22 protein-coding genes and 2 tRNA genes are annotated in these 26,037 nt (G+C 70.3%); 11 read left to right on the top strand and 13 right to left on the bottom strand.

Annotation, left to right across the window (positions count from 1 at the left end; all coding sequences use genetic code 11):
• Positions 1 to 7: 7 nt before the first annotated feature.
• The 3 genes from cobN to VFE82_RS19870 are packed head-to-tail and all read left to right on the top strand — an operon-like array spanning position 8 to position 4,917.
• Positions 8 to 4,060 (top strand): cobaltochelatase subunit CobN, encoded by a 4,053-nt coding sequence (cobN, locus tag VFE82_RS19880; RefSeq protein ID WP_325002080.1) that lies wholly within the window; start codon positions 8 to 10, stop codon positions 4,058 to 4,060.
• A 54-nt stretch (positions 4,061 to 4,114) separates the two neighbouring features.
• Positions 4,115 to 4,606 (top strand): MotA/TolQ/ExbB proton channel family protein, encoded by a 492-nt coding sequence (locus VFE82_RS19875; protein WP_325002079.1) that lies wholly within the window; start codon positions 4,115 to 4,117, stop codon positions 4,604 to 4,606.
• Between the two features lie 2 nt (positions 4,607 to 4,608).
• The gene (locus tag VFE82_RS19870; protein ID WP_325002103.1) at positions 4,609 to 4,917 is read left to right on the top strand and encodes a DUF2149 domain-containing protein; all 309 of its coding nucleotides are present in this window, start codon (positions 4,609 to 4,611) and stop codon (positions 4,915 to 4,917) included.
• A gap of 121 nt (positions 4,918 to 5,038) precedes the next feature.
• On the opposite strand, the gene VFE82_RS19865 is transcribed toward VFE82_RS19870, so the two are convergent.
• Positions 5,039 to 6,724: a GMC family oxidoreductase gene (locus VFE82_RS19865; protein WP_325002078.1), complete on the bottom strand. Its 1,686-nt coding sequence runs from the start codon at positions 6,722 to 6,724 to the stop codon at positions 5,039 to 5,041.
• 382 nt (positions 6,725 to 7,106) lie between these two features.
• Positions 7,107 to 7,862 (bottom strand): 2OG-Fe(II) oxygenase, encoded by a 756-nt coding sequence (locus VFE82_RS19860; protein ID WP_325002077.1) that lies wholly within the window; start codon positions 7,860 to 7,862, stop codon positions 7,107 to 7,109.
• A 208-nt stretch (positions 7,863 to 8,070) separates the two neighbouring features.
• Here VFE82_RS19860 and VFE82_RS19855 point away from each other — a divergent pair, with 208 nt between their 5' ends.
• Together VFE82_RS19855 and VFE82_RS19850 are read left to right on the top strand one after the other, a co-directional pair.
• A complete protein-coding gene (locus VFE82_RS19855; protein ID WP_325002102.1) occupies positions 8,071 to 9,390 on the top strand; it encodes an esterase-like activity of phytase family protein in 1,320 nt (439 codons plus the stop codon).
• 111 nt (positions 9,391 to 9,501) lie between these two features.
• Positions 9,502 to 10,119: a pyridoxamine 5'-phosphate oxidase family protein gene (locus VFE82_RS19850; protein ID WP_325002076.1), complete on the top strand. Its 618-nt coding sequence runs from the start codon at positions 9,502 to 9,504 to the stop codon at positions 10,117 to 10,119.
• Positions 10,120 to 10,266: 147 nt separating this feature from the next.
• Here VFE82_RS19850 and VFE82_RS19845 read toward each other — a convergent pair.
• The 6 genes from VFE82_RS19845 to VFE82_RS19820 form a co-directional block, all read right to left on the bottom strand.
• Positions 10,267 to 10,342: transfer RNA gene (locus VFE82_RS19845), tRNA-Lys, on the bottom strand.
• Positions 10,343 to 10,384: 42 nt separating this feature from the next.
• Positions 10,385 to 10,460, bottom strand: a tRNA-Ala gene (locus tag VFE82_RS19840).
• Positions 10,461 to 10,475: 15 nt separating this feature from the next.
• Complete coding sequence (locus VFE82_RS19835) at positions 10,476 to 11,345, bottom strand: NAD(P)-dependent oxidoreductase (protein ID WP_414708789.1); 870 nt, start codon at positions 11,343 to 11,345, stop codon at positions 10,476 to 10,478.
• A gap of 60 nt (positions 11,346 to 11,405) precedes the next feature.
• Positions 11,406 to 12,764: an NAD(P)H-dependent oxidoreductase gene (locus tag VFE82_RS19830; protein ID WP_325002075.1), complete on the bottom strand. Its 1,359-nt coding sequence runs from the start codon at positions 12,762 to 12,764 to the stop codon at positions 11,406 to 11,408.
• A 93-nt stretch (positions 12,765 to 12,857) separates the two neighbouring features.
• On the bottom strand, positions 12,858 to 13,739 hold the full coding sequence (locus tag VFE82_RS19825) for a phytanoyl-CoA dioxygenase family protein (RefSeq protein ID WP_325002074.1): 882 nt from the start codon (positions 13,737 to 13,739) through the stop codon (positions 12,858 to 12,860).
• A 10-nt stretch (positions 13,740 to 13,749) separates the two neighbouring features.
• Complete coding sequence (locus VFE82_RS19820; protein ID WP_325002073.1) at positions 13,750 to 14,436, bottom strand: GntR family transcriptional regulator; 687 nt, start codon at positions 14,434 to 14,436, stop codon at positions 13,750 to 13,752.
• A 64-nt stretch (positions 14,437 to 14,500) separates the two neighbouring features.
• Between VFE82_RS19820 and VFE82_RS19815 the strand changes: the two genes are divergently transcribed.
• Positions 14,501 to 15,352 carry an alpha/beta hydrolase gene (locus tag VFE82_RS19815; protein ID WP_325002072.1) on the top strand — a complete coding sequence of 284 codons (852 nt, stop codon included), beginning with the start codon at positions 14,501 to 14,503 and terminating at the stop codon, positions 15,350 to 15,352.
• A 67-nt stretch (positions 15,353 to 15,419) separates the two neighbouring features.
• Here the strand turns inward: VFE82_RS19815 and VFE82_RS19810 are convergent, their stop codons facing one another.
• On the bottom strand, positions 15,420 to 16,397 hold the full coding sequence (locus VFE82_RS19810; RefSeq protein WP_325002071.1) for a GMP reductase: 978 nt from the start codon (positions 16,395 to 16,397) through the stop codon (positions 15,420 to 15,422).
• 130 nt (positions 16,398 to 16,527) lie between these two features.
• Complete coding sequence (locus VFE82_RS19805; RefSeq protein ID WP_325002070.1) at positions 16,528 to 17,178, bottom strand: hypothetical protein; 651 nt, start codon at positions 17,176 to 17,178, stop codon at positions 16,528 to 16,530.
• Between the two features lie 64 nt (positions 17,179 to 17,242).
• Between VFE82_RS19805 and VFE82_RS19800 the strand changes: the two genes are divergently transcribed.
• From VFE82_RS19800 to VFE82_RS19780, 5 genes are all read left to right on the top strand, one after another.
• Positions 17,243 to 19,639, top strand: a complete 2,397-nt coding sequence (locus VFE82_RS19800; protein ID WP_325002069.1) for a UvrD-helicase domain-containing protein — start codon at positions 17,243 to 17,245, stop codon at positions 19,637 to 19,639.
• Positions 19,640 to 19,927: 288 nt separating this feature from the next.
• Complete coding sequence (locus VFE82_RS19795; protein ID WP_325002068.1) at positions 19,928 to 20,905, top strand: ferritin-like domain-containing protein; 978 nt, start codon at positions 19,928 to 19,930, stop codon at positions 20,903 to 20,905.
• A 50-nt stretch (positions 20,906 to 20,955) separates the two neighbouring features.
• Positions 20,956 to 21,867 (top strand): ZIP family metal transporter, encoded by a 912-nt coding sequence (locus tag VFE82_RS19790; RefSeq protein ID WP_325002067.1) that lies wholly within the window; start codon positions 20,956 to 20,958, stop codon positions 21,865 to 21,867.
• A 107-nt stretch (positions 21,868 to 21,974) separates the two neighbouring features.
• Positions 21,975 to 23,300: an aromatic ring-hydroxylating dioxygenase subunit alpha gene (locus VFE82_RS19785; RefSeq protein ID WP_325002066.1), complete on the top strand. Its 1,326-nt coding sequence runs from the start codon at positions 21,975 to 21,977 to the stop codon at positions 23,298 to 23,300.
• Positions 23,297 to 23,800: an aromatic-ring-hydroxylating dioxygenase subunit beta gene (locus VFE82_RS19780; protein WP_325002065.1), complete on the top strand. Its 504-nt coding sequence runs from the start codon at positions 23,297 to 23,299 to the stop codon at positions 23,798 to 23,800. The genes VFE82_RS19785 and VFE82_RS19780 overlap by 4 nt, the downstream gene beginning before the upstream one ends.
• 41 nt (positions 23,801 to 23,841) lie before the next feature.
• Here the strand turns inward: VFE82_RS19780 and VFE82_RS19775 are convergent, their stop codons facing one another.
• From VFE82_RS19775 to tsaE, 3 genes are all read right to left on the bottom strand, one after another.
• Positions 23,842 to 24,057, bottom strand: coding sequence for a glycine zipper 2TM domain-containing protein (locus VFE82_RS19775; RefSeq protein WP_325002064.1), 216 nt, complete (start codon positions 24,055 to 24,057; stop codon positions 23,842 to 23,844).
• A 153-nt stretch (positions 24,058 to 24,210) separates the two neighbouring features.
• Positions 24,211 to 25,527 (bottom strand): N-acetylmuramoyl-L-alanine amidase, encoded by a 1,317-nt coding sequence (locus tag VFE82_RS19770; protein WP_325002063.1) that lies wholly within the window; start codon positions 25,525 to 25,527, stop codon positions 24,211 to 24,213.
• Positions 25,524 to 26,033 carry a tRNA (adenosine(37)-N6)-threonylcarbamoyltransferase complex ATPase subunit type 1 TsaE gene (tsaE, locus tag VFE82_RS19765; protein WP_325002101.1) on the bottom strand — a complete coding sequence of 170 codons (510 nt, stop codon included), beginning with the start codon at positions 26,031 to 26,033 and terminating at the stop codon, positions 25,524 to 25,526. The genes VFE82_RS19770 and tsaE overlap by 4 nt, the downstream gene beginning before the upstream one ends.
• Positions 26,034 to 26,037: the final 4 nt, after the last annotated feature.

The raw sequence follows: 26,037 nt of genomic DNA, 5'->3' as shown, positions 1-26,037 counted from the left end.
GCGCGCCATGCGACGCTTCCTCGACACCTGCACGGCCCGCTGGCGGCGGCTCTTGCGCGCCCTGCTGGCCGTGGCCGGCTTCGCGGCCGGCTGCCCGGCCATCGCCGCCTCCCTGCTGTTCGTGACCACCAGCCCGATCGCGCCCGGCAAGTTCCAGATGCTGGCGCAGGCAGCCCAGCCGCACGGCATCGTGGTGGAAGCGCGTTTCGTCGAGAAGCTTGCGCGCATCGATGCCAGCCTCTGGGAAGGGCACGACATGGTGTTCTTCGACGCGCCGCGCGACCACATCCGCGACCAGATCGCCGCCCGGCTGGCGCCGGCGGTGCCGGCCCTGGCCCGCTCGGGCACGCCGGCCGTGTGGCTGCACGCCAGGGAGCCGACCTGGCAGCACCTGCCGGACGAGCTGGCCCGGCAGCTGCACGCGTACTACGTGAACGGCGGGCCCGCGAACAGCACGAACTTCTTCGCGGCTGCCGGGGCCTACCTGGGCGGCCGGCCGTGGCAGTCCACTGCGCCGCCGCAGGTGTTTCCGGCCACTGGCATCTACCACCCGGCGGCGCCCGGGCTGGTGTTCGCCGAGACGGCGGCCTACCTGGACTGGAAGGGCGGCACGGCCGGCCGGCCCGTCGTCGCCATCGCCTTTCACCAGCAGGCGGTGGCGTCCGCGCAGACCGGCTTCATCGACGACCTGATCGCCCGCATCGAAGCGGCCGGCGCCGTGCCGCTGGCCTTCTACAGCCCGGTGATGGGCAAGCGCGACATCACCGACGTGCTGGCGCCCGCGGGCCGGACCCTGGCCAACGTGCTGGTCAACACGCAGATCATGCTGAACCCGGAAGGCCGTCGTGCCGAGTTCGAGGCGCTCGGCATTCCCGTCATCCAGGCCATGGCGTACCGCCAGGGCGACCGTGACGCCTGGCTGCGCGATCCGGCCGGCATCGCACTGGCGGACGTGCCCTTCTACCTGTCGCAACCGGAGTACGCGGGCGTGCACGACGTGATGGTGGCCGCTGCCACCGAAGGCTCGGAGCAGTTGCGCGCCATTGCTCCGCAGGCGCAAGCCGTGGTGGCCAAGGCGCTGGCGCTGGCACGCCTGCAGCACCAGGACCGGGCGCACAGGAAGGTGGCGATCATGTTCTGGAACTACCCGCCGGGCGAGAAGAACCTGGGCGCGTCGTTCATGAACCTGCCGACCAGCCTGCAGGCCACGCTGGAAGCGCTCCAGGCCCAGGGCTACCGCACCGAGGTGCCGGATGCGGCGATGCTCACCCTGCAGTTGCAGCGGTTGCTGCGCCCCTACTACCGGCCCGCCCGCGTGGCCCAGGAGCTGGAGGAGCTGTTGCGCGACGGCCTGGCCGACCTGCTGCCGCTCGCCGAGTACCGCCGATGGCTCGCGGACCTGCCGGCGCCCCAGCGCGACGCCTGGCTCGCGCACGCCGGCCGCCCCGAGCAATCCGTGCTGCTCGTCACACGGGCCGGACGGCCGCACTTCGTGGTGCCGCGGCTGAAGCTCGGCAACGTCGTCATCCTGCCGCAACCCCCGCGCGGCGAGCCGACCGGCGGCGGGCTCGATGCCAGGACCAAGGAGCTCTACCACTCGACCAGCGCCGCGCCACCCCACTCGTACATGGCCAGCTACCTGTGGCTGCGTGCCGGCTTCCGGGCCGACGCGCTGGTGCACTACGGCACGCACGGCACGAAGGAGTGGCTGCCCGGCAAGGAGCGTGGCCTGCGGGTGGAGGACTTCCCGCTGCTGGCGCTGGGCGACCTGCCCGTGGTCTATCCGTACATCGTCGACAACATCGGCGAGGCGACCCAGACCAAGCGGCGTGGCCGGGCGGTGAACATCAGCCACCAGACGCCGGCGATGGCGCCGGCCGGCCTGCACCGGGTGCTCACGCAGCTGCACGACGACCTGCACGCCTGGCTGGCGCAGGTGGACGGCGGGGTGAAGGAGCGGCTGCAGGAGCAGGTGATCGCCGCGGGGCTGCGGGAGCGGCTGGACCAGGACATGGGCTGGAGCCGCGATCGCATCCGGGCGGATTTCCCGCGCTTCGTGCAGGTGCTGCACGACCACCTGCACGAGCTGGCCGAGACCGTGCAGCCCCTGGGCCTGCACACCTTCGGTCGCGGCGCCGGCGAGGAAGGGCGCCTCTACACGGTGATGATGATGCTGGGGCGTCCGTTCTGGGAGGCGGCTGCGAACGCCGCCACGGGGAACCCCGGGGAAGCGGACGAGGCGATCATCGCCGACTACACCCGCATGAAGGACACGGCCCCGTACCGGCTGCTGCGCCGGCACGTGATGGAAAGTGGCGATGCCGCGGGGCTGCCGCCGGCGCTGCGTGCGCAACTGGAGCAGGCGCGCCGCTGGTACGCGGACCTGGGCGCGCAGGGGGAGACGCGTGGGCTGCTCGCAGCGCTGGACGGGCGCTACGTGCCCACCTCCTACGGCGGCGATCCGATCAAGAACGCGGACAGCCTGCCGACGGGCCGCAACCTCTACGGCTTCGATCCTTCGCGCGTGCCGACCCGCGCCGCCTGGGAAGCCGGCAAGGCGGCGCTGGAGCAGCTGGTCGCGGCGCAGCAGCAGAAGACCGGCCGGGCGCCGTCCAAGCTGACCTTCACGCTCTGGTCGGTGGAGACCATGCGCCACCAGGGCCTGCTGGAGGCGCAGGCCCTGTGGGCCCTGGGCGTGGAGCCGGTGTGGGATGCAGGCGGCCGCGTGACCGGTGTCCAGCTGGTGCCGCGGGCCACGCTCGGGCGTCCGCGCATCGACGTCGTGCTCTCGGCCACCGGCCTCTACCGCGACCACTTTCCCAACGTGATGCGGCAGCTGGCCCGCGCAGCGCAACTGGCATCGGAGGCGACGGACGAGCCGGACAACGCGGTAGCGCAGCATGCGGTGTCGATCGCGCAGCGGCTCGTCGCGCAGGGCTGGCGCGCGGAGGCGGCCCGCAGCGCGGCGCAGACGCGCATCTTCGCGTCCGCCTCGGGCAGCTATGGATCGGGGCTGGACGATGCCGCGCTCGCCACCGACACCTGGAAGACGATGGAGGAGGGCGACCGCCAGCTGGCGCAGCTCTACCTGCGCAAGATGCAGTTCGCCTACGGACCGGCCGAGGCCGACTGGGGCAAGAGCGGCGCCGACCTGGCGCGCGATGCCGGGAGCACCCAGGCCGAGCCTGGATTCAACCTCTACGCCACGCACCTGCGCGGCACCGAGGCAGCGGTGCTGGCGCGCACCTCCAACCTGTACGGCATGCTCACGACGGACGATCCGTTCCAATACCTGGGCGGCATTGCCACGGCGGTGCGCCACCTGGACGGCAAGGCGCCGGAGTTGTTCATCTCCAACCTGCGCGGACCGGGCGCCGGCAAGGCGGAGGCGGCCGGCCAGTTCCTGGCGCGGGAACTGGCGACCCGCAACCTCCACCCCGGCCACATCGAGGGCCTCATGAAGGAGGGCTACGCGGGCACGCTGCAGGTGCTGGACGGCATCAACAACTTCACGGGCTGGACCACGGTGGCGCGGGAGGTGGTGCGCGACGACCAGTGGCAGGCCTTCGTGGACGTCTACGTGCGCGACCGGCACGGGATCGGCGTGCGCCGCTGGATGGAGCGGGAGAACCCCCATGCGCTCGCGCAGGTGATGGAACGCATGCTGGAGATGGCACGCCAGGGCTACTGGCAGGCCGACCCGGCCACGGTGCGCGAACTGAAGGAGGGCTACCGTGCCCTGGCGCGGCGGCACGACGTGCGGACCGACAACACGACCTTCCAGCGGTACGTCGGGTTGTCGGGCCACGGACTCGCCCGCCCCGCGGCAGCGGCCGCTGCGACACCGGCGCCAACGCCCAGCCGGGCGGCGGCGCCTCCACCGGCGGCCGCGGCCGCACCGCCGCCCGAGCCGCCGGCGCCGCCGCCTCGCGTGCGCGGCATGCAGCTCGAACAGGTCGTCCAGCAGCCGGCGGTGGGCACGCTGTTCGCGGCGGCAATGGGGCTGCTGCTGCTCGCACCGCTGGCGGGTGCGGCCCGCCAGTGGAGGCGCAGCGCCTGATGCCAGACCCCTCCAGATGAAGAAGACCCGACGGACGAGAAAGAAGGAAGACACATGATCGAGAGCTCCACCATCGAAACCGCCATGTACCAGGTCGGCCAGCTGTTCCTGCTGCCGGTGCTGGCGCTGGTCGCCCTGCTGTTCCTGTACGCGCTCTACGCGCTCGGAGGCTTCGCCGTGCAGGCCTGGCAGCGGCGCGACCCGCAGGCGCCGGCCGGCTACCCGCTGCGCCGGTACGTGCAGCAGCGGCCCACCGCGACGGAGGACGAGCTCGATCTCGTCGCGCACCGCCTGCTCGAGAAGGAGCGCCTGGCCAGCCGCATCGCGCCCATGCTCGGCCTGGTCGGCACGATGATCCCGATGGGGCCGGCGCTGCGCGCGCTGGCCGACGGAAACCTGGCGCGGGTGTCGGACAGCCTGACGGTGGCCTTCTCGGCGGTGATCCTGGCTCTTATCGCCGCCAGCATCACCTACTGGGTGTCGAACATCCGGCGGCGCTGGCTCGCGGAGGAACTGGTCGCCTTGCAGCGGAAGGGTGCCGCATGAGCCTGAAGCTGCTGCACGAGCCCGAGAACGACGATCCCATCCTGTCGGTGGTGAACATCATCGACATCTTCCTGGTGATCATCGCCGCGCTGCTGATCACGGTGGCCAAGAACCCGATGCTCCATGCCTTCGGCAGGCAGGACGTGACGGTGATCACCGACCCGGGCCGCCCCACCATGGAGATGCTGGTGAAGAAGGGCGAGAAGATCGAGCGCTACAAGGCCAGCGGCCAGATCGGCGAGGGCGAAGGCGCCAAGGCCGGCACGGCCTACCGGATGAAGGACGGCGCCATCGTCTACGTGCCCGAGTAGCGGTCGCCCTGGGTCGCCGCCTGGCCTGGCGACGAGGACGGATACGCGAGCACCGGGCCCCCGGCGTTCGCTTGCGCCCGGCGGCGCGGCCGGGTGTGGCACACCGCCGGCGACGTGCCGTTCAGGCGTAGACCTGCACCGCGGCCGCGCGGCGCGCCTGCAGCCGCTGGGTGAGGCGGTCCGCCAGCCGCAGGGCGAGTGCGACGATGGTCAGGGTGGGGTTGGCCTGGCTGGATGTCGGGAAGACTGCGCTGCCTGCGATGTAGAGATTGCCGACATCGTGCACCCGGCAATCGGTGTCGACCACGCTGGTCTCCGGGCGGGTCCCCATCCGGGCCGTGCCGATGTGGTGGCCTCCGTACGCGCCATACCGCATGAGGTCCTGCTCGAGCGTCTCGGGGTTGAACTCGTAGCGGCCGACACCGGTGCGTTCCATCTCCGCAGCGATCAGGGTCAGGGTGCGGGAGACCGATTGCACGTCGGCCTGGCAGTAGCGCCAGTCCACCCGAAGCTTGCGCATGCCCAGGGCGTCGACGTCCTGCGCCAGCAGCACGCGGCTGGCAGCGTATGGCTGCTGCTCGCCGTGCACCTCGAGGCTGAAGCGGTTGGTCCGGTTGGACAGGATGACCGAGGGGAACTTGCGTTGGGCAAGCGCGCGGTGGCGCAGCCAGTGCGTGAGGAACGTCGCGATCTCCACTGGCTCGCGGACCACGTTGAACATGTGCCGGGCCACCATCCCGGCGGGGACGGGTGCCGTGTCCCGCAGCCGCTTGGCGTACTCGTAGCTCACCAGGCTGCGCGCGAGGAACAGCCCCGACAGGACGCCGCTGCGATGGGCCGGATCCGTGATCTTCGGGAAGTGCAGGCGCGCCACCATGTTGTGCAGGCCATGCCGGCGCTGCATCGCCGGATCGATGCTGAGCCGGCGGCGGCAGTAGACGCCGTCGGCTGCGATCTCGTAGCCGTGACGCACCTGCCGGGTGGAGCCGAATATCGTGAGCGTGCCGACGTTGCCGGCGATGTGGCACTGGTAGTAGCGGCCCACCACGTCGAAGCGGTTGCCGATCCCCTGCGGCACCACGTCGTCCGATTGCAGCAGCAGCCGTGCCGTCTCCAGGCCGCCGGTGGCGAGCACGACGGCCCTGGCCGACACGTGCAAGCGGTTCCCCGACAGCGTGGCCACGTCGAGCGCGCGCACGTTGCGGCCTTCTTCGTCGAGCCGCACGGCGGTGCAGTGCGCCCCGGTGAGCACGCGCACGTCGCGGGCCAGTTCCAACCGCCGGCGATAGCGCTTGCCGAAGTCGGTCGGGCAGGAGAACCGCTCCAGGCTGTGGGTGCGCACGATGTCGCTGTCGAAGCCGGCGAACATCGGCGGCGCCTCGGGCAGGGCGGTGCGCGCGTCGTAGGCGAAGCGGCCGGCCTCGACCCAGGTGTTGGCCTTGGCGTACCAGGGCAGGAGGCCCTCGTACGAGATCGGCCATCCGCTGCCCGGCACGAAGGAGCGGCGCTCGAAGTCGATCGGGTCGTAGGGCACGCAGCGGCCTCCCCACAGGCTCGTGGAGCCGCCCAGCCCGCGCAGGCGGTACCGGTGCACAGGGCTGTGGATCCGCTCGTCCGCGACCTCTCCCTCGTAGTGCGCCTGTGCCTGGCGGTCGCGGGCCCGCGAGCCCGCCTCCAGCAGCAGCACCTGCAGGCCCTGGTCCGACAGCGACAACGCCAGCGTGATGCCTGCGGCACCGGCCCCGACGATGCACACGTCGGCGTGCAACGTGGTGCCGCGCGGAACGTCGTCGGCGCTCTCGATCATGGGCACACCTCGACGTGCGCGCGGGCGGCAAACCGGGCCAGCACCGCGAAGGCGCCGTGCCTGCAGTTGCGCAGGTCGACGCCAGCGACGTGTGCCGCATCGAGGTCCTCTGGCCATCGATCCTCGGGAACATCCAGCTGGACCGGCTTCCTTCTCATCGGCTTCCCCGGCGCGCGAACGCGCAAAGTCACTTGCTCGGCGATTGCGAGGCGAGTGTAAGGCTCAGCTACCGCGATGGCGAGTGGGGCTCGGCCATTCGGGGGACCGCTGGGGGCCGAGCTCTTCGTTGCCGATGATGGATCAGTTGGGACACCGCGGCCCGAGCTGCCGGGGCGCCGGGCGCGGCGCTGGAGCGAGATGCGGCGCCGCCGGAAGAGCTGCCTCAGGCGGCGTCGTGGAAGATCAGGCCTGCCGTGAAGCGCGTGCCGCGGCGCACGCGGCTGACCCCGTGCCGCATGTGGACGCGGTAGGTGCCGCGAACGCCCTGCACCGGGCGATGGCGGACGGCGAGCACCGCCGCGTCCCCTCGGCCGATCGGCACCACGAGCGGGCGGGTTTGCATCCGCGGCCGCTGCTCCGTCATCACGAATTCGCCGCCCTCGAAAGCCACGCCCGGCTCCGACAGCAGGATCACCACTTGCAGGGGGAACACCAGGTCGCCGTACAGGTCCTGGTGCAGGCAGTTGAAGTCGCCCGGCCCGTACCGCAGCAGCAGCGGCGTGGCGCGGGTCTGGCCAGCGGCGTGGCACTGCGCCAGGTAGTCGGCATGCGAGGCCGGATACAGCGGCCGCAGCCCGAGCAACGTGTTCCAGCGGTTCGCGATGGGCACCAGGCGGGCGTAGAGCGCTCGCCGCAGCTGGGAGAGCAGGTCCGGCAGCGGATGGTCGAAGTACTTGTATTCACCCCGGCCGAAGCCGTGGTGCGCCATCACCACCCTGCTGCGGGACGCCTGCGTTCCAGCGTCGTAGAGCCTCGCGAGGCCATCGCATTCGTCCGGCGCGAGCAACCCGGGCAGCACCGCGACGCCCTCCTCGTCGAGGCCGTCTGCCACCTGGTCCCAGTCGTGGCCGGCCAGGCGCGCCGCGGCATCGGGACCATCGGCCGTCCGGCGGGAGTGCTCTCGGGGAAGGTGTGCCATGGGGTGAGAGTACGGCGGCAGCGGCCGGGCTTCCGGCCGGATCCGGACATGTGTCTGCGTCGGTGGCCCCGGCAAGCGACGATCAGCGGCGCCGCCGCAGCCACGTGGTCTTTCATGGCTGTGTCACGGGAGCCCGGCAATGTCCCGGCTTTTCCAATCGCAAGGCTCCATGAACCCAACAGGAATTGCCATCGTCGCCGGGCTGTGCATGCTCGCGGCCGCTCCCACTGTCGCGCAGCAGGCGTTTCCGGCGACGCTGGCCGGCCATGCCGTGATGCCGGCCGCCACTTTCATCCCGGCACCCCAGGACGCGCCCCGCGACCTGCAGGTCAGCGGCAAGTTCACGACCGGCGTGCGGGTCGACAGGCTGGGCAGCGTCGAGGGCCAGTCGGGCGGCCGCCCGACCGGGATGTCGGTTCCGTTCCAGGGCCAGGCGGCCCAGGGGCACTCGGGCATCAAGCGCATGGCCGACGGCAGCTACTGGCTGCTGACGGACAACGGCTTCGGCGCCAAGGCCAACTCGCCCGACGCAATGCTGTTCCTCAACCGGTACGCGGTGGACTTCAAGGGCGGCCGCCTCCAGCGCCTGGAAACCGTCTTCCTGCACGATCCGGACCGCAAGGTGCCGTTCCGCATCGTCCATGAAGGCACGGCCATGCGGTACCTGACCGGCAGCGACTTCGACACCGAGAGTGTCCAGGTCGCCGGCGATCACTTCTGGATCGGCGACGAGTTCGGGCCTTTCCTGATCAAGGCCACCCTGAAGGGCAGGGTGGTGGCTGTCTTCGACACGCGGGTGGACGGCAAGGCGGTGCGTTCGCCCGACCATCCGGCCGTGACCACGCCCGGCGCGCCTGGCGAGACGGTGGCCTTCCAGGTGCGCCGCTCCAAGGGTTTCGAAGGCATGGCCGCCAGCAAGGATGGCACCAAGCTCTACGCCCTGCTGGAGGGCGCGCTCTGGGACGAGCAGGCCAAGGCCGCCGAGAACGTGGAGGGCAGGCAGTTCCTGCGCGTGCTGGAGTTCGACCTGAAGACCGAGAAGTGGACTGGCCGCCATTGGAAGTACGTGTTGGAAGCCAACCACCATGCCATCGGCGACTTCAACATGATCAGCGACACCCAGGGCCTGGTCATCGAGCGCGACAACGGCGAGGGTACGGCCGACAAGGCCTGCCCGGACGGCCAGAAAGCGGCGGGCTGCTTCCACGACGTCGCGAAGTTCAAGCGCATCTACAAGGTGGAGCTGACCGAGGCGAACGTCAACGCGCCGCTCAGGAAGGTCGGCTTCATCGACCTGCTGCAGATCGCGGACCCCGGCAAACTCTCGCGCAAGGCGCTGACCAACGGGGTCCTGGCGTTCCCGTTCTTCACCATCGAGAACGTGGACGTGGTGGACGAGCGCCACATCGTCGTGGGCAACGACAACAACCTGCCGTTCTCCTCCAGCCGCGACCCGGGACGTGCCGACGACAACGAACTGGTGCTGCTCGAGGTCGGCGACTTCCTCCGGGCGACCGGCGCGCCCTGAGACCGTCCGAAGCAGCCCGGGTCCAGTCCAGGGCTGCAGGAGGCGGGCGGGCCGCTCGGCTTGCGGCCCCAGCACTTGACGAGCGGCTGGGGCGCGCGATAGCGTCGCGCGATGTCATCTTCCCATGCGATCACGAGCCTGGAGCAGCTGCTGGGACTCTTCGGCACGGTGGGCGAAGCGTCGCTGCGCAAGGAGACCGACGCCATCCACCCGGTCTACCGGCGCTGGATCGAGGCCTCGCCCTTCGCGGTGCTGGCCACCAGCGGCCCCGGCGGCCTCGACGCGTCGCCGCGCGGTGATCCCGCGGGCTTCGTGGTGGTTCGGGACGACAAGACCCTGCTGCTGCCGGAGCGTCGCGGCAACAATCGAATCGACAGCCTGCGCAACATCCTGGCCGATCCGCGCGTGGCGCTGCTCTTCCTCATCCCGGGCGTCGGCGAGACCCTCCGGGTGCGAGGTCGGGCCTCGATCAGCACGGCCCCCGAGTTGCTGGACCGCTTCACCATCGGCGGCAAGGCGCCGCATTGCGTGCTGGTGATCTCCGTCGACGCGGTGTTCTTCCAGTGCGCCAGGGCCATGCAGCGCTCGGGGCTGTGGTCCGGGGCGCCGGCCCGTCCTGCCGGCGTCCCAACCGCTGGCGAGATGCTGGAAGCCCTCTCGGACGGCGGCATCGACGGCGCCGGCTACGACGCCGCGCTGCCGTCGCGCCAGCGGGCGACGCTGTACTGATCCAGGCCGCGCAGCCAAGCGGCTTGGCTACGCGGGGCCGGCACACTGGCGGTGCACGTGCTGCCGCGCCCAGCCGTTGGCGCGATTGAACGCGCTCCTGCTGTCGGCGCAGGTCCGTCAGGCGAGAGAAGAGGAAGGGGGGAGAAGTGGTGGGTCCTGTAGGATTCGAACCTACGACCTACGGATTAAGAGTCCGCTGCTCTACCAACTGAGCTAAGAACCCACTTCGGGTCGCCGCAAGCGCGGCAACCGGCAAACAGTGTCGTGGTGGAGAGGAGGAGGATCGAACTCCCGACCTTCGCATTGCGAACGCGACGCTCTCCCAGCTGAGCTACCCCCCCGCGACGATCGATATTCTAACGCATGCCGTTGCGGCTCGCGAGCTCGACGAACAATCCGGCGTGGTCGAGGTCCGCGAGGCCATGCTCCAGGGCCTGGGCATACAGCTGTCCGAACAGCCGCGTGATGGGGGCGTCGAAGCCGATTTCCTCGGCGGTCGCCAGTGCGTTGCGCATGTCCTTGGCCTGCACCGACATCCGGGCGCGGGGTGCGAAATCGCGCTCGACCATGCGTTGCCCGTGCAGCTGCAGGATGCGGCTGTCGGCAAAGCCGCCCGTGATCGCCTCGCGCACCTTGGCCATGTCGGCCCCGCCCTTGGCGCACAGCAGCAGCGACTCGGCCACCGCGCCGATGGTGATGCCCACGATCATCTGGTTGGCCAGCTTGGTGAGCTGGCCGGTGCCGTGCGGACCGACGTGGGTGGCGCGCCCGAACACCTGGAACACGGCCCGTGCACGTTCGAAGTCGGCCGGCCGGCCGCCCACCATGATCACCAGCGTGCCGTTCTCGGCCCCGACCGTTCCCCCGGACACCGGCGCGTCGAGGCAGCCGACGCCGAGCTCGCCCAGCCGGGCGGCGTGGTCGCGGGCCTCGCGTGGCTGGATCGATGCCATGTCGATGAAGAGCGAACCGCTGCGCATGGCCTGCGCGGCGCCCTGGCCGAACAGCACGTCCTGCACGATCGGCCCGCTCTCCAGCATGCCGACCGTCACCTCGGCGTCGCGCACCGCCTCGGCCGGGGTGTCACCGATGCGGGCACCGCAGCCCGCCAACGGCTCCGCCTTGGCGCGGGTGCGGTTCCAGACCCGCACCTCGTGGCCGGCCTCGCACAGGCGGCGCGCCATCGGCAGGCCCATGCGGCCCGTTCCCAGCAACGCGATCTTCATCGATGATTCTCCGGCAGTGGACCGGCGCGCATCATCGGGCGGCCGCTCGCCAGTTGGCTGTCACGCGGCTTTCAGCCGCGGTGCGCCAAAGAGCTCCTCCATCTGCCGGCGCACCTGCCAGGCCCGGGTGCTGGTGTCCACCGCGACGTCGTTCCACGACAGGCTCTGCCCCTTGCGCACCGGCCGCACCACCTTCACGTCGTGCGCCAGGCCCAGCGGCAGACCACCCATCTGCACCGAGGTGTCGGCCGGCAGGAGCTTGCCCCACACGGTGTAGCCGCCCTCGCCGTCGAGCACGTCGCCGGGCACCAGGTCGCGCTTGGCGGTGGCCACGACGTCCGCGTTCCAGCCGATGGCCACGCCGGTGGGTTCGCCGCGCAGGGCGACCGATGCCACCGACACGCCCACCTCCAACCCGATCAGGTGCCAGCGCTTGTAGAGCGTGAAGTAGCGCCCGCTCGGGTCGGTGTGCGCGTTGTATTCCTCGAAGCAGTTGCGGATGTACTCGGTCTCGGCTTCGACCGTCACCCACACGCCCATCCGGATGTCGTAGGGGATCTGGCGTCCGTCGGGCTCCAGCGAGGAGATCACCTCGACCATGCCTTTGCGTTCGAGCACGCCGCCTTCGCTGCGCGGCCGGGTCACGAACGGGATGTCCTCCACGCTGGCCGGCGGGTAGAGCAGGCCGTTGCTGGGCACGCCCAGCCCGGTGGCGTTGGCGACCGCGGTGCTCTCGATCGATGGCTTGGAGCCGTCGAGGAAGCTGTTGAACATCTTCGGGTTGAGGCCGCCGCGGCGGGCCTGCTCGGGTGTGAGCCCGTAGTAGCCCCACACGGTCTCCGGCGTCGATTCGCAGAAGTGCGGCAGCCACTTGTGCCCGCGCCCGGCCGCCACCACCGGGAAGCCACAGGTGCGGGCCCAGTCCACCAGGTCGCAGATCAGGGCCGGCTGGTCGCCGAACGCCAGCGAGTAGACGACACCTGCTTCCGCTGCCTTGCGCGCCAGCAGCGGGCCGCAGAACGCGTCGGCCTCGACGGTCACGTTCACCACGTGCTTGCCGTGGGCGAAGGCCTCCAGGCAGTGGTCGACCGCCGCGATGGGATGGCCCGTGCATTCGACGATCACGTCGACCGCGGGATGCCGCACCAGCGCCTGCCAGTCCTCGCCGACGTGGGTGGTGCCGGTGCGGATCGCCGCATCGATCGAGTCGGCCTGGCTGCGCACCGGGTCCCAGCCGACGCGGGCCAGGTTGGCCTGGGCGTTCGCGGGCGAGAGGTCGGCGATGCCGGCCAGGTGGACGCCGGGCGTGCGCGGCACCTGGGCCAGGTACATGGAGCCGAACTTGCCGGCGCCGATCAGGCCGATGCGCACGGGCTTGCCCTGGGCGGCGCGTTGCTGGAGTTTGGTGTGCAGGTTCATCGATGCTCCGGATGCAGGGCACGCGCGGCGGCGGCCCGGACGGTGGCGAAAGTCGAAGCCTGCGCGGCCGCGCAGGCGGCGGGGACGGCGGGCTCAGGCCGCCTGCTTCATCTCGTCGAACGGCACGCTGCTGGTCTGCAGGGCGCTGGCGGGCAGGCCGTCCTTCCAGGGCACGTCGACCGGATAGTCCCTCACCAGGCAATCGTCGGGCAGGCACTCGATCGGGCGGAAGTCCCGGTGTGCGATGTACTCGGGGCGCTTGAAGCGGCGGATGTGGTTGGACACCGCGCACAGGCTCAGGTAGACGCTCACGCGGTTCCACGGCGACAGGTTGCTGCTGGAGGCGTGCAGCAGGCAGCTGTGGAACAGGATCATCGAGCCGGCCGGCCCCTTGGGGCTGACGATGCCGTGGTCACGGCCGCCGGCCCGGTCCACCAGCGTGGCGATCAGCTCGTGGTCGACCGTCCACAGCGGATAGCTGGTGGTGGTGAGGTCGTGCCGGGCCTGCACCACGCCCTTCTTGTGGCTGCCGGGGATGAACATGAGCGGGCCGTTGTACTCGTTCACCTCGTCCAGGAAGATCGCGACGTTCATGGCCCGCTCGGTGGGCATCATGTCGTCGTTCAGCCAGGTGCCGTAGTCCTGGTGCCACTGCCACACATCGCCTTCGAAGGCCATCTTGCCGTTGACCTTGAACTGGTGCATGTAGACCGCCTCGCCGAACAGGTCGACCACGGGTTCCACCATGCGCGGATGCCGCGCCAGCCGGGCGAACGGCTCGCTCACCATGTGCGCCGCGAAGTTGGTGCGCACCGCGTCCTTGCCCTTCTCGCGCACGTTGTAGGCTTCGCGGCGGCTGTAGAGCTCGGGGACCGCGTCGGTCAGCGTCCGGGTTTCCTGGGGCGAGAACAGGCCGGGGAAGAACAGGTAGCCGTCACGGTCGAATTGCTCGAGCTGGTCCGGTGTCAGGCGCATCGCATGTCTCCTAGGTGGGGGTCTGCAGGGCAGGGGAGGTGAGCAGCTGCGGCAGACGCTGCGCCAGGTTCTCGGCGGCGTGCTGCCCATGGTGTTCCATCAGGCGGGCGGCGCCCTCGACGTCGCCGGCGGCGATCGCGCGCGCGACCGCCTCGTGCTCGTCCCAGACTGCGTCGCGCTGGCGCGATTGCTGCAGCACGGCGCCCATCACGCGGCGCAGGTGGCGCCAGTGCTGGTGCGCGGTCTCGGCGATCAGGGGATTGCCGGACGCGGCATAGATGGCATCGTGGAAGGCCAGGTCGGCATCGATCATCGCCTTGACGTCGCGACCGCGCGCCGCCTGCCGCCCCTGGGCGATCAGCGCCGGATCGAGCTGGAACCGCGCCGCCGCCGCCAGTCGGGCGGCCAGGGAGTCGAGTGCGCCGCGCACCTGGTAGATCTTCAGCGTCCAGCCGGCGTCCAGCGGCGCGACCAGCACGCCGCGCCCGGGGGCGTCCTGGACGAACCCGTCCTTCTTGAGCAGGCGCAGCGCCTGCAGCACCGGCTGACGCGACACGGCCAGCTGTTCCGCGATATCTTCCTGGGTGATCCGCTGCCCTGGCGCCAGCGACCCGTCGCTGATCGCATCGAGCAGCCGTCGGTAGACCTGCTCGACGAGATCGGGTGCGGCCTCCAGACGGACGAGCTTGGCGGACATGCGGAGAATCTGGTTGGATGTCTGTATACAGAATACAGCAACGCACGTGAGAGGTGGGTATCCGATGGCGAAACACGATCCGGTCTGGCTCGACCGCATGTACAACAACCGCGCGCTGGTGCCCGACCACGCGCAGCATTTCGAGCGCTGGGCGGAGGCCTCGGCCGTGGCCCGCAAGTGGCCGGAGGCCGTGCTCGACGTGCCCTACGGCGAGGGCCCCGGCGAGACGCTGGACGTCTTCCCGGCCGAGCAGGCCCGCTCGCCGGTGGTGGTGTTCATCCACGGCGGCTACTGGCGGTCGCTGGACAAGAACGACCACTCGTTCGTCGCGCCGGCGTTCAACGAGGCCGGCGCCTGCGTGGTCATCCCGAACTACGACCTGTGCCCGGCCGTCACCATCCCGGACATCACGCTCCAGATGGTCAAGGCGCTGTCCTGGACCTGGAAGCACGCGCCCGACCACGGCGGCGACCCGCGGCAGATCACCGTCATCGGGCATTCCGCTGGCGGCCACCTGGCAGCCATGATGCTGGCCTGCGACTGGAGCCGCTGGGATCCCGAACTGCCCAGCGACGTGACCCGCAAGGCGCTGTCGATCTCCGGGCTGTACGAGCTGGAGCCGCTGCGGCACACGCCGTTCCTGCAGGAGTCGCTGCGTCTCACGGCGGCCGATGCCCTGCGGGCCAGCCCGGCGCGCCTGCCGGCGCCGCAAGCTGCGACGCTGTACACGGTCGCGGGCGCCGATGAGAGCGCGGAGTTCCTGCGGCACAACCGCCTGATCCGGGAGGCCTGGGGCGAGGAGTGCGTGCCGGTGTGCGAGGCCCTGCCGGGCCTGAACCACTTCAGCGTGCTCGAGACGCTGGTCGACCCGGGGCAGCCCCTGCACCAGCTCGCGCTGGAACTGATGGCCCGCTAGGCAGGCGGCGCACCCCGGGCCTGACGGGCCGGCGGGGCCGCTGGTGCGTCGGGGGATGCCCCCGATCTCACATCAGCAGGTGCTCGCCCGCGTTGTCGCCGCCCAGGATCACGTAGTTGACCTTGCGGATGTCCATCAGCCGCTTGCCGCCGGCATAGCTCACCGAGCTCTGGATGTCCTCCTGCATCTCGCGCAGGGTGGCCGAGAGCCGGCCCTTCACCGGTTCGAGGATGCGCTTGCCTTCCACGTGCTTGTACTCGCCCTTGTTGAAGTCGGACGCGCTGCCGTAGTACTCCTTGAACAGGCGGCCGTCGACCTCGACGGTCTTGCCGGGCGACTCCTCGTGGCCGGCCAGCATGGAGCCGATCATCACCATGCTGGCGCCGAAGCGGATGCTCTTGGCGATGTCGCCGTGCTCGCGGATGCCGCCGTCCGCGATGATCGGCTTGGTGGCCACGCGGGCGCACCACTTGAGCGCCGACAGCTGCCAGCCGCCCGTGCCAAAGCCGGTCTTCATGCGGGTGATGCACACCTTGCCGGGACCGATGCCGACCTTGGTGGCGTCGGCGCCCCAGTTCTCCAGGTCGATGATCGCCTCGGGTGTGCCCACGTTGCCGGCGATCACGAAGGTGCCCGGCAGCTTCGCCTTGAGGTGGGCGATCATGTTCTTCACGCTGTCGGCATGGCCGTGCGCGATGTCGATCGTCACGTACTCGGGTACCAGTCCGTCGCGCGCGAGCTGGTCGACGGTGTCGTAGTCGGGCTTCTTGACGCCCAGCGAGATCGACGCGAACGCGCCCTGCGCGTGCATGTGCCGCACGAAGGCCGCGTTGTCCAGGTCGAAGCGGTGCATCACGTAGAAGTAGCCGTTCTGCGCCAGCCAGAGGCAGATCGTCTCGTCGACCACCGTCTTCATGTTGGCCGGCACCACGGGGATGCGGAAGCTGCGACCACCCAGCTCGACGCTGGTGTCGCATTCGGAGCGGCTGTCCACGCGGCACTTGCGCGGCAGCAGCAGGACTTTGTCGTAGTCGAAGATTTCCATGCCAAGCCTCTCGGGAGAGTGAGTCGTCGAAGAACGAGTGAGGCGCTTGGACTGGGCCCGGTCCTGGCCGCCGGCAGGACGCCGGGCCAAAAAAAACCGGGTCCCAAATGCTTGGGCCCGGTGCGCAATTCTAGCGTCGGGGCCGCGCCGGCCTGCATCCGGATTCCGATATGGCCCTGATCACGCCGCGTGCATCCTGCAGCCAGCCGACCACGCGCAGACGCTCGGGATGGCTGCCTGCCGGAATGTTCATCGGGCGCGACTCGGTGCGCGGGCCCACGCCCGCCGGCCAGGGCACCTGCAGCACGTTGCGCACGAGGTTGCGTTCCACCGGCGAACCTTCGGTCCCCGCCGGCAGCGTCTCCACCAGGGCCAGCCAGGCAGTGACGGGTTGCGGCGCGGCCCCGCCGGCGTCGATCGAGGCGCCGATGTAACCGTTGAATGGCAGGCCATGCGCGACCCGCAGCGGCTGCCCGCGGCCGGCGCGTGCAGTGCGGGCGGCTGACAGCGGCAACGGCCGCTGCCGGCCGAGCGCGTCCAGGCGCTCGAGCCCATCGCGGCGGGCCGCGGCCGCCAGGGCGGCATCGTCGCCCCGGGCGCCCGGCACGATCCAGTCGATCGCGAGTTCGCCGACGCGGGCCCGGGGCGTGTCCGGGTCGCTCCAGCAGGTCTCGCAGTCCGCGTTGATGAAGCGCTCCAGCAGGGCCGTCGGCCGGGGCTGCCCGTCGCTGGAACAGGACGATTGGGCCTGGGCGCCGGCCGCAAGGGTCAGGGCCAGCACGGCTGCCGGCAGGATTCGCGCGCTTGGTGACATTTCGATGCGGGGCGGGTTTTTACAATGTCGCATGTTCCCAGAAGCCGACGCCGCCTCGCCGCTGCTCCACAACCTCAACCCCGAGCAGCGCGCCGCCGTCACCCTGCCCAACGAGCACGCCCTGATCCTGGCCGGGGCCGGCTCGGGCAAGACGCGGGTCCTCACCACGCGCATCGCCTGGCTGCTGTCCACCGGCCAGGTGTCGCCCGGCGGCATCATGGCCGTCACCTTCACCAACAAGGCGGCCAAGGAGATGATGACCCGGCTGGGCGCCATGCTGCCGGTGAACGTGCGCGGCATGTGGATCGGCACCTTCCACGGGCTGTGCAACCGCTTCCTGCGCGCCCACTACAAGCTGGCCAACCTGCCGCAGAGCTTCCAGATCCTGGACACCCAGGACCAGCTGTCGGCCATCAAGCGGCTGATGAAGCAGTTCAACATCGACGAGGAGCGCTTCCCGGCCAAGGAAACCCAGTGGTTCATCGCCGGCTGCAAGGAGGACGGGCTGCGTCCGGCCGCGGTCGAGGCGCGCACCGAGGAAGACCGCCGGAAGGTCGAGATCTACCAGCTGTACGAGGAGCAGTGCCAGCGCGAGGGCGTGGTCGATTTCGGGGAGTTGATGCTGCGCAGCTACGAGCTGCTGCGCGACAACGATCCGATCCGGGCCCACTACCAGCGCCGCTTCCGGCACATCCTGATCGACGAGTTCCAGGACACCAACCGGCTGCAATACGCCTGGATCAAGATCTTCACCGTCAACCCGGACGGCAGCGCCGGCGCCGCCAACTCGGTGTTCGCGGTCGGCGACGACGACCAGAGCATCTACGCGTTCCGCGGCGCACGGGTGGGCAACATGGCCGACTTCGTGCGCGAATTCGACGTGCGGCACCAGATCAAGCTGGAGCAGAACTACCGCAGCTACAGCAACATCCTGGACTCGGCCAACGCCCTGATCAGCCACAACAAGGGCCGCCTGGGCAAGAACCTGCGCACCGACCAGGGACCGGGCGAGCCGGTTCGGGTGTACGAGGCGCCCACCGACCTGGCCGAGGCCCAGTGGCTGGTCGAGGAGATGCGCCACCTGGTGCGCGGCGACGGCCCGGAAGGCAGCACCCTGCGCCGCGAGATCGCGGTGCTCTACCGCAGCAATGCGCAGAGCCGCGTGATCGAGACCGCGCTGTTCAACGCGGGCGTGCCCTACCGCGTGTACGGTGGCCTGCGCTTCTTCGAGCGCGCCGAGATCAAGCACGCGCTGGCCTACCTGCGGCTGCTGGAGAACCCGCACGACGACACCAGCTTCCTGCGGGTGGTGAATTTCCCGCCGCGCGGCATCGGCGCGCGCAGCATCGAGCAGCTGCAGGACGCCGCACGGGCGGCCGGCTGTTCGCTGCACGACGCGGTGAGCGCCACCACCGGCAAGGCCGGCGCCAACCTCGGCGCGTTCGTTGCCAGGATCGACGTGCTGCGCGAGCAGACCCAGGACCTGAGCCTGCGCGAGATCATCGAGCTGGTGCTGCAGCACTCCGGCCTGGTCGAGCATTACAGGGCCGAGCGCGAGGGCGCCGAGCGCATCGAGAACCTGGAGGAGCTGGCCAGCGCCGCCGAGAGCTTCGTGATGCAGGAGGGCTTCGGGCGCGATGCCGTGGCGCTGCCGGTGGACGAGCTGGCGCAGAGCCCCGCCAGCCAGGGGCTGGACCCGAACCAGCCGGTGCTGAACGAGCCGGCGCCCGACTACGTGGAGCCCGACGCGGAGACCGGCGAGACGCTGTCGCCGCTGGCGGCCTTCCTCACCCATGCCGCGCTGGAGTCGGGCGACAACCAGGCCCAGGCCGGGCAGGACGCCGTCCAGCTGATGACGGTGCATTCGGCCAAGGGGCTGGAGTTCGACTGCGTGTTCGTCACCGGCCTGGAGGAAGGCCTGTTCCCGAGCGAGCGCTCCATGTCCGACTACGAGGGCCTGGAGGAGGAGCGCCGCCTCATGTACGTGGCGATCACGCGGGCCCGCAAGCGCCTGTACCTGAGCTATTCCCAGACCCGCCTGCTGCACGGCCAGACCCGCTACAACGTGCGCAGCCGCTTCTTCGACGAGCTGCCGGAGCCTGCCCTCAAGTGGCTGACGCCCAAGAACCAGAACTTCGGCGGTTCCGCCTTCGGTTATGGCGCGGGGTATGCCAGCACGCGGTCGCCGGCAGGCGGCAACTGGAACCGCGAGGCGACCACCTTCGCCAGCCCGCCGGTGCCGGTCCAGAAGGCGGCGCCCTCGCATGGGTTGCGGGCGGGCCTGCAGGTGTTCCACACCAAGTTCGGCGAGGGCACCGTGCTGTCGATCGAAGGGCAGGGCGACGATGCCCGGGCCCAGGTCAAGTTCGGCCGGCACGGGGTCAAGTGGCTGGCGCTCGCGGTCGCCAAGCTGACGCCGGTCACCTGAGCAGAGCGCGGCACAAGGCGCTGTCGGCGGCCATCAGCGCGACGCGGGCTGGCGGCACCGCCGGAGGACCGTCGGGCTACACCGCTCACGGACCCTTACACGCTGGGCCGGGATCCGGCCTGCCGCCGCCCACGTATCCCCCTGGAGAGATGCATCCGGCCAGCGCGTCTGGCACGGCCGCATCCTTGTCCCCCTCCCGCAAGGGCGGCTTCGGCAATACGCGCCCATGGGCAGACGCAAGCCTGTCCTGATGGCGCACCCCAGGAGTTCGAAATGTTAGGCCACTACATGACCCGCGAGCAGGTGCAGGACATCGCGGAGAAGCGCGCAAGGCGCCGGGAGTTCTTCCGCAGGAGCGGCGGTTTCGCCGCCGGCATGGCCGGGGGGGCCGTGCTCATGGCCTGCGGAGGCGGCGGAACGGGTGCGATCGCCCAGTCCGCCGCAGGTGCCGTGGGGCAGGGATCCGGACCCTCGGACGCGGACATCCTGAACTTCGCGCTCAACCTCGAGTATCTGGAGGCGCAGTTCTACGTCACGGCAGCAACCGGCGCCGGGCTGCCTGCGGGCCAGCTCACCGGCACTGGCACCCAGGGCGCAGCGAGCGGCGGGCGCGCGGTGACCTTCACCGATCCCGTGGTGCGCCAGTACGCCAAGGAGATCGCCGCTGACGAGGCAGCGCACGTCGCCTTCCTGCGTTCGGCACTCGGCTCGTCCGCCGTGGCGCAGCCGACGATCGACATCGGCACTTCGCCGACGGGCGCGTTCTCCAGCGCGGCACGCGCAGCAGGCCTGATCGGCCCGGGGCAGTCCTTCGATCCCTATGCGAGCGACGAGAACTTCCTGCTGGCTGCCTTCATCTTCGAGGACGTTGGCGTCACCGCGTACAAGGGTGCCTCCCCGCTGATCCAGAACAAGACCTTCTTGGAGGCGGCCGCCGGCATCCTGGCGGTCGAGGCTTACCACAGCGGACTGGTGCGCTCGGCCCTGTACGCGAAGGGCGTGGGGACCCCGGGCCTGCGGAGCGCCGCTGACGCCATTTCCGAGGCGCGGGACAGCCTCGACGACAGCCAGGACACCGACCAGGGGATCAGTCCGACTGGCGACGTGTCCAACATCGTGCCGGCGGATGCCAATGGCATCGCGTTCAGCCGCACGCCGGCAAACGTGCTGAACATCGTCTACCTCAGCCGGGACCAGGTGAGCCAGGGAGGCTTCTTCCCGGCGGGCGTCAATGGCGCGCTGGCGCTGAGCAGCGCATACGCCTGATCGGCGCAGGTGTCCGCTCCGCCGGACACCTCTGCACCCAGGAGTCCTCCATGATCCCCTCGATCACCAGCGGCCCGCCACGTGGGTCCGCACGTTCCTGGCGGCGGCGCCATCTGCTTGGCCTGGCCATCGTGCTGGCCGGGGCCGCCGCTCTGCTCCTGGACCTGCTTGGCGCGCTCGCGCACCAGGATCCCCGCCTCGCCGGTGCGCTGGTGGGCGGCGGCATGGCCGCGGCGGCGACCGCCCTGGGCACCCTCCCGGTGCTCTTGTCGCAGCAGTTCTCCCAGCGGACCTACGACAGCATGCTGGGCTTCGGCGCCGGTGTGATGCTGGCCGCCAGTTCCTTTTCGCTGATCATTCCGGGCCTGGCCGCCGCCAAGGCGCAGGGTGCCGGTCCATGGGGTGCCGGCGCCATCGTCGGTTCCGGGGTGGTGCTTGGTGCGTTGTTGCTGCTGCTGATCGACCGCGCGGTCCCGCACGAGCATTTCGTCAAGGGACTCGAAGGGCCCAGGGCCCAGGCCATGAAACGGGCCTGGTTGTTCGTCCTGGCGATCGTGCTGCACAACGTTCCAGAAGGCCTGGCCATCGGGGTCGCCTATGCCGGTGCCGATCCGGTCGGCGCGCTGGCGCTGGCGACCGGAATCTCGATCCAGGACGTGCCGGAGGGCATGGTGGTCGCACTCGCGTTGCGCGGAGTCGGCTATGGGCGCGTCGCGAGCGCGGGGCTGGGTGTGCTGTCCGGCCTGGTGGAACCCGTGGCCGCACTGTCCGGCGCGGCCGTCATCAGCATTTCCGCCGGCATGCTGCCATGGGGGCTGGCGATCGCGGCCGGGGCCATGCTGGCGGTGATCAGCCACGAAATCATTCCCGAATCGCACCGCAAGGGCCACGAGCGCTTTGCAACCGCCGGGTTGATCCTGGGCTTCGTGGTCATGCTGCTGCTGGACACCGCGCTCGGCTGACCGTCCGGCGCTGCCTGTCGTCACCGGGCGAGAGTCCGGGAAGGTCTCCGACCACGATAAGCATGCTTATTGATGGACGTATCATCCCGCACGATCGGAGACCTTGGATGAACGCTCCCGAAACCTTGTCGCGCTGGGCCCAGCCGGACTCCAGCCGTGTGCCGTTCTGGGCCTACACCGATCCACAGCTGTACCGGCGCGAGCTCGAGCGCATCTTCCACGGACCGCACTGGTGCTATGTCGGCCTGGAGGCCGAGGTCCCCGAGGTCGGCGACTTCAAGCTCAGCTGGGTGGGTGAGCGGCAGGTGATCCTGGCGCGCGACCGCGTGGCGCCCAAGGACCGCGGGACGGACCCCGGCCTGCGGGTGGTGGAGAACCGCTGCGCCCACCGCGGCGTGCGCTTCTGCCAGCAGCCGCATGGCCGTGCGCGCAGCTTCGTCTGCCCGTACCACCAGTGGACCTACAAGCTCAACGGGGAACTGGCCGGCCTGCCGTTCAAGGACGGCGTCAAGGCCGTCGGACCGGACGGTGCCGAGTGCGTGCAGGGCGGCATGCCGCCGGGCTTCGACGTCAAGGCCAACGGTCTGAGGCGGCTGCGCGTGGAAGTGCTGCACGGCCTGGTGTTCGCCACCTTCAGCGACACGGTCGAGCCGCTGCGCGACTACCTCGGCCCGCAGATCCTGCCGTGGCTCGACCGCATCTTCGCGGGCCGCCAGCTCAGCCTGCTGGGCTACAACCGGCAGCGCATCCCGGGCAACTGGAAGCTGATGATGGAGAACATCAAGGATCCGTACCACCCGGGCCTGCTGCACACCTGGTTCGTCACCTTCGGCCTGTGGCGGGCCGACCAGAAGAGCCGCATGGTCATGGACGACCATGGGCGGCATGCGGTGATGGTCTCGCGCCGCAACGACGGCGGCGAGAACAAGACCGTGACCGCTGGCGTCAGTTCGTTCAAGGCGGACATGGTGCTGAACGACCCGCGGCTGCTGGACGTCGTGCCCGAGCCCTGGTGGAAGATCCCGGATCCGGCCAACCCGGGGGCCGACATCACGCCGACGGTGACGATGATCACGCTGTTCCCCAGCCTCATCGTGCAGCAGCAGGTCAACTCGCTGTCCACCCGGCACATCGTACCCCGCGGCGAGGGAGAGTTCGACTTCGTCTGGACCCACTTCGGCTTCGCCGACGACACGCCCGAGATGACCCAGCGGCGCCTGCGCCAGGCCAACCTGTTCGGGCCCGCCGGGTTCGTGAGCGCCGACGACGGCGAGGTCATCGCGTTCAGCCAGGACGGCTTCCGCCAGGGCGGCGAGGACGGCAGCACTCTGTGCCAGCTGGGCGGCACGGGCACCGGCGGCACCGAGCACATGGTGACCGAGACGCTGATCCGCAGCATGTACGCCTACTGGCGCAAGGTGATGGGCGAATGAGCGCGGTGCCGATGGAGCGCCTGCTGCTGCAGCTGGAGATCGACCAGCTCAACGCCGCGTACGCCGCCGCGCTGGACGAGAAGCGGTTCGACGAGTGGCCGGCCTTCTTCGTCGAGGACGGCCGCTACTGGGTGCAGGGGCGCGAGAACTTCGACCGCGGGCTGCCGCTGGCGCTGATCGCGCTGGAGAGCCGCGGGATGATGCAGGACCGCGTCTACGGCATCAGCCAGACCATCTACCACGGGCCCTACTACACCCGGCACGTGGTCGGCACGGCGCAGCTGCTGTCGATGCAGGAGGGCAGCCAGGCCGGCGGCGTCATCCGGGCGCAGGCCCATTACGCGGTGTTCCGCACGCGCCCGGGCGATGCCAGCGAGGTCTACAACGTGGGCCGCTACCTCGACGAGATCGTGCGCACGCCGCAGGGCCTGCGCTTCAAGAGCCGGCGCTGCGTGTACGACAGCGAGATGGTGCTCAACTCGCTGATCTATCCGATCTGACCCGGGAGCGCCGGCCCGCCCGGCCGGCGCGACGTCACCGGTTACTTGCGCTCCGGATCGGTCGCACGGTTGCCGATGTAGCCACCGGCTGCGGCGCCGCCCAGCGTGCCCAGCGTGCCACCGAACACCTGGTTGCCCAGCACGCCGCCCACGGCGGCACCACCCACGGTGCCGGCAGTCTGGCGGTCCATGGTGCCGCAGCCGGTCAGGCCCATCAGGGAAGCGGCGGCGATCGCCGCGAAAAGCTTGGTCTTCATACCGTTCACCTTGTCTCGAATGGGACCGCGAAGAGGCGCGGCCAACCTGTGCCTTGCACTCTAGGAAGCAGCCCGTCCGCGGGTTGTAGGAGGGGCGAGACAGGGGGTGTCGGCACCCCCCGTGGGCGGCTGCCAGCCAAACGACCGGGGCGCTCAGAGGCTGCGGTTGCGCGCGAGCGGCGGGTTGGCCGCGAAGTAGCGGGTGATGCCGCGCATCAGGGCGTCGGCCAGCTCGTCCTGGTAGGACTGGCTGCGCAGCTTGGCTTCCTCTTCCGGGTTGCTGATGAACGCGGTTTCGACCAGCACGCTGGGGATGTCGGGTGCCTTGAGCACTGCGAAGCCGGCCTGCTCGACGTGGCGCTTGTGCAGCCGGCCGACGTGGCCGATCTCCCCCAGCAGGGCACCGCCCAGCTTCAGGCTGTCGCGGATCTGCGCCGACGTGCTCATGTCCAGCAAGGCCTGGGCCACGTGCGCATCCTGCGCGCGGATGTTCACGCCGCCGATCTGGTCGGCCTTGTTCTCCTTCTCGGCCATCCAGCGCGCGGCGGTGCTGGACGCGCCACCCTGGCTCAGCGCGAACACGCTGGCGCCACGGGCGGTGGGCGTGATGAAGGCGTCGGCATGGATGCTGACGAACAGGTCGGCCTGCACGCGCCGCGCCTTCTGCACGCGCACCTGCAGCGGCACGAAGAAGTCGGCGTCGCGGGTGAGGAAGGCCCGCATCGGGTTGCCGTTGACGACGGTGGCATTGATCCGCTCGCGCAGCCGGTGCGCCACCTGCAGCACCACGTCCTTCTCGCGCGTGCCGTTGGGGCCGATGGCGCCCGGATCCTCGCCGCCGTGGCCAGGGTCGAGCGCGACGATGATCAGCCGGTCGGTCTTGGACGCCGGTGCCTCGCGCGGGGCGGCCGGCTCGCTGCCCCGGGCGGGCGGCCGCGGGCCCTGCTGCCGGGCGATGAGTTCCTCGAGTGCGTCCGGCGTCGGGGCGGGCGGCGGCGATGGCGCGGCCTCCCGGTCCTTCAGGCGCTCGGCGATCAGGGCCTCGAGCGGATCGACGGGATGGACCGGATGCAGGTCGACCACCAGCCGGTGCTGGTAGGCGGCCACGGGCGGCAGGGTGAACACCTGCGGCAGTGCGGTCTGCTTCAGGTCGACCACCAGCCGCACGACGCCGGGGGCGAACTGCCCCACCCGGATGCCGGCGATGAACGGGTCATCGGTCTGCACCTTGGCCACCAGCTCGCGCAGCGCCGGGTTCAGGTCGATGCCTTCGATGTCGACGGCCAGCCGCGGCGGGCTCGGCACCACGGTCTGCCGCGAGGTGAGCAGGCCATCGGACTCGATGGTGACGCGCGAGTAGTCGGGCGCCGGCCAGATGCGCACGGCCACGATGGTCGCGCCGCGCGCGATGTGGGCCGTGCCCAGCAGCAGCACGAGCGAGCCGCCGCGCAGCAGGTCGCGCCGTCTCATGCGAGCAGCTCCCGGCCGCGTGCCGTGCCGGCCTCGATGCGGACCTCGCGCTGGCCATCCGGCAGCAGGGCGATGCGCAGCACCAGGTCGGCCGGCGGCAGCAGGCCCGCCGCCTTCTCGGGCCACTCGGCCAGCTTCAGCCCGGGGCTGTCGAAGACGTCGCGGAAACCGGCGTCCTCCCACTCGCGCGGGTCGTCGAAGCGGTAGAAGTCGAAATGCCAGGCCGCCAGCCCCGTCGCCTGGTGCGGTTCGACCACCGCGTACGTGGGGCTCTTGATTCGCCCGGTGACACCTAGCGCCCGCAGCAGGTGGCGCACGAAGGTCGTCTTGCCGGCACCCAGGTCGCCGTGCAGCTCGATGAAGGCGTCGGCCAGCTGCGGATGCCCGGCCAGCCGACGGGCAAAGGCCTCGGTGTCGGCTTCGTCGGTCCACCGCAGGACGGCTGCGCCGCTGCCCGGCGGTGGGGAGCTTCCTACAATCGGCGGGTGATTCGGCGCGGCGCTCAGATCG

Origin of the sequence: Ramlibacter sp. (genome assembly GCF_035655895.1) — a bacterium.
Lineage (GTDB): Bacteria > Pseudomonadota > Gammaproteobacteria > Burkholderiales > Burkholderiaceae_C > Ramlibacter.
This window is presented reverse-complemented; position numbering and strand designations above follow the sequence as displayed.